The 3,828-nt window shown below is 40.5% G+C and carries 3 protein-coding genes; all 3 read right to left on the bottom strand.

Annotation, left to right across the window (positions count from 1 at the left end):
* A partial coding sequence (gene srtB, locus ACJMMI_RS06600) for a class B sortase (protein ID WP_405354413.1) occupies positions 1-1,890 on the bottom strand: 1,890 nt, incomplete at its 3' end.
* A gap of 46 nt (positions 1,891-1,936) precedes the next feature.
* Positions 1,937-3,121 carry a tRNA uracil 4-sulfurtransferase ThiI gene (gene thiI / locus ACJMMI_RS06595; protein WP_405354412.1) on the bottom strand — a complete coding sequence of 395 codons (1,185 nt, stop codon included), beginning with the start codon at positions 3,119-3,121 and terminating at the stop codon, positions 1,937-1,939.
* A 19-nt stretch (positions 3,122-3,140) separates the two neighbouring features.
* The coding region (locus ACJMMI_RS06590; protein ID WP_405354411.1) for a cysteine desulfurase family protein at positions 3,141-3,828 on the bottom strand (688 nt) is incomplete at its 5' end.

Raw genomic sequence — 3,828 nt, 5'->3', positions numbered from 1 at the left:
AACCTTGCTAAAGTCGAGCTGCCAGCCTTTGAATACATAGTCAAAATAATCATCGCTTGGCTTTACCGGATCTGCCGGTGCTTTTGCCGACTTGCCAACCTCAACCTTTTGCTCGCTTATCTGTGAGCCGTCATAATTTATAAACTTAACTGTCACATAAACCTTAGCCTGTGTGGTAGGCTGAGCAGTTGTCGGCTGAGTAGCCTTTACTGTATTGCCCTGAGCGTCTGTTGCCGCCGGGGCTGTGGTTGGCTCAACAATTTTCTGATCCTTGAAGTCATAATCACCGCTGTACCAATCAATCTGACCTGCGTCATAAGCAGTACAGAAGTCTGTTACAGTTGGGCGTGTACCGCCGTTTCTGTCATAATAAACCTGTGGCCATACTGCATTATTATTTGCCGATGCCTGAGAAACATCAACCTTTGCAGACTCACCATCTCTCACTTTTCTTGCAACAATTACTGTTCTGAAATCGGTGTATTCGTATGAACAGGTTGAAAGTGTGATTAATGTATCGTCCTCATTAACATCAACAGGGCAATTTACCATTGAACGAACTCTGACATTATAAACATAGTTCATAAAATCCTTATCATTCTGGAATGAACCTATCATATAGTTAAAGAACTCACCGTGGCTTGACAATGTATTTGTCTTAAATACGGAAATAATCTTGTATGTTCCGTCACCGTCAGGTGTATTGAAAGTAATTGTCGGAGCTTTTTTGTAGAAGTCCATATCTATTGAGTATCTGCCGTATTTGAGCATATCCGCAAACATTGTGCCATCATTCATATGGTGACCGTGCATAATAACATTTTTGCTCTTTGTGCTCTCGGTACTGCGGTAGTCAATAAATATACTGCCCCAATCATCAGGATTTCCTCTGTAATCTCTGTAAAGATAATACTGAGAAGAACGGCTGTCGCCCTCGTGATACAAAACAGGGTAGTCGATTTGGGTATCATTAATATTTATCCAACCGACAATTTCCTTATTAATATCTTTAAGCTTTGCCCAATCCACCTTTTCTTCCTCACTTGGCTTTTTGTCACCGCCCTGAGAAGTATTATCATCAGAAGTATTATGGTAAATCATCTGAATATCGTTCATTTTTTCTTTATTCTGATAGCTGAGGTAAACCATATTGTAGAAAAGCATTGACAACGCACCAATGAATACAGCTAATGACACAAGAGCAACCGACTTTCGTGCTACCTCTTTGCCGCTGTCGCCACGCATTGGAATAAGTCGATACTTTAATCCCTTTTTAGGCGGAATATACTCAACCTTGCTAAAACCGCCGGGGTATTGCTCCTCGTTGTTTTCAAACACCTCAAGAGTTTTTGTGGCAGCCGTAATAATCATATCGTCAACACTGCTGAGAGAATACTTATCTCTCGGCAAAACAGCCACTTTCATACCCTTGTACATAAAGCAATAGCCTTTACAACCATTACCTAAATCTCCCAGGTTAAATATCTTTGACTTTTTCCTGTAAAGCTTAAAGCTTTCTTTGATTTCATTTACCTTTTCTTCGGAAAGTTTAAGTTTTTTTGCATTTTTTAAAGCTTTGGTGCGTTTTTTCCAGTAATTCTTTGGGACTTTCGGCTTTTCAGTCTTTTCAGCCTGTGCAACTACCTCTGAAATATGCATTTTAAAACTTTCTGCACCCTTATCTGAAAGTGCATTTGCTACAATGACAACCGCCGGCTTTTCCTCGTTATCTGCACATTTATCAAGAGCGGCAATAAGTTTTTTGCTCTTGAAATCAACATTTGTTACATAGGTGAGCATAAAACCGTTTTCGGCAAGCTTACCGGAAAGCTCGTTGTTGTCAATATTAGGGGTATTGCTTTGGTTTACCAATAAAATTTCAATATCCACGCAGGTTCATCCTTTCGTGTTACAGTAATTTTCTTTTTGGTATATATTACTCATCCTGAGCAGAAATTTCCGTTACCTTGAGGTTTGCAAGTGCTTCCTCAATCATCGGTGCAAAGCCTGCTTTATTCTGAGCTTCCTTAACATATTTCAAAACAGGTCTTGTTCGTGGATGCTTTGGTGTGAATACAGTACAGCAATCCTCGTAAGGCTCGATTGAAATATCGTAAGTATCTATTTTATATGAAATATCAATAATTTCCTGCTTATCCATACCAATCAAAGGTCTGAATACAACTAAGTCAGAGGCTTCATCGGTACAACCCAACGCACCGATAGTCTGGCTTGCCACCTGACCAAGGCTCTCGCCTGTAATAAGTGCTGTGCAGTTGTTATCCTCTGCAATTCTTGATGAAATTTCCATCATCAGTCTTCTCATTATGATTGTAAACAATTCCTCAGGACATTCGTTTTTGATAGTTTCCTGGATTTTTGTGAAAGGTACTGTGTACATTGTCATTTTGCCGGCATAACGGCTTACTCGTCTTAAAAGTCTTACTACCTTATCCTCGGCTCTTTTGCTTGTGTACGGAGGGCTGGCAAAGTGAATTGCAGTAAGCTTCAAACCTCTTTTTGCCATCATATATGCGGCAACCGGTGAGTCAATACCACCGCTTATAAGAATAGCTGCATTACCGCTTGTGCCAACAGGAATGCCGCCTGCACCCTTGAGTGCCGCACCGTGAACATATGCACCAAAATCACGAACCTCAACATTTACAACAAGGTCAGGATTGTGAACATCAACACTAAGATGTGGGAACTTGTCAAGAATAACTCCGCCAAGCTCGGCACAGATTTCAGGCGATTTGTACGGAAAGCGTTTGTCGCTTCTTCTTGCCTCTACCTTAAAGGTTTTGGCTGCTTTTAATTCTTTTTCAAGATAAACAGGTGCAGTTGCCATAATTGATTCAAGAGTTTTTTCCTCGCAAATTGCGGCTCTTGAATAAGCCACAATGCCAAATATTCTTGAAATTTTGAGGCAAGCCTCGTCAAGGTCAATATCATCTGACAAAGGTTTAACATATATAATTGACTGAGCGGATTTGATTTCAAAATCGCCCAACGGATAAAGTGCATATCTGATATTCTTTTTTAGAACATCTTCAAATGTACGGCGATTCAATCCTTTAAGTACGATTTCGCCGTCTTTTAAGAGAATGATTTCTTTCATTAAATTTCTGCCTTTCAGTTTATCGGTGAACAAGGACCTTTAGTCCCTGCTCAAGTGCGGTGCATAGTGCGTCAACATCTTCCTTGATATTAAGCTTAGAAAAGCTTACACGCAAAGCACTGTCTGCCCTATCCTTGCCATAACCCATGGCACTCAGCACATAGCTTGGAGCACCCTTTGCACATGCACTGCCTGAGGAAACATAGATTTCATATTCCTCAAGAAAATGGAGCATTGTTTCACTTCTGACTTTACCTGCCGAAAAATTCAGGACATATGGCAAAGCATCATCAGGAGAATTGATTAAAACTCCGTCTATTTTTGTGAGCTGATTCTTTGCATAATTGCAAAGCTCAGTTACCTTTTCGTAATTCTTTTCTATAGCAAATTCATTGCAGGCAACACCAAATGCCGCAATAAGAGGCAACGGCTCTGTACCGGGGCGAATTTTCTTTTCCTGCTCACCGCCATATGTGCGAGCAACAAGACGAACACCCTTTTTAATAAATATAGCACCGCAGCCCTTTGGGGAATGTACCTTGTGAGCCGACACAGTAACAAGGTCTGCACCCAGCTTTTTTGTATTAACAGGAATTTTTCCAAAAGCCTGTACCGCATCCGTATGGCAGATAATATTTGAATTTTTCTGCTTTACGGCATCAAAAATTTCTGCAACAGGCATAATCGCACCGGTTTCATTATTTACA

Origin of the sequence: Ruminococcus sp. (genome assembly GCF_045129435.1) — a bacterium.
Classification (GTDB): domain Bacteria; phylum Bacillota; class Clostridia; order Oscillospirales; family Acutalibacteraceae; genus Ruminococcoides.
This window is presented reverse-complemented; position numbering and strand designations above follow the sequence as displayed.

Bases quoted from the DNA above. Each gene is read 5' to 3' on its own strand.
- thiI (WP_405354412.1), bottom strand. From the start codon at position 3,121: ATGAAAGAAATCATTCTCTTAAAAGACGGCGAAATCGTACTTAAAGGA.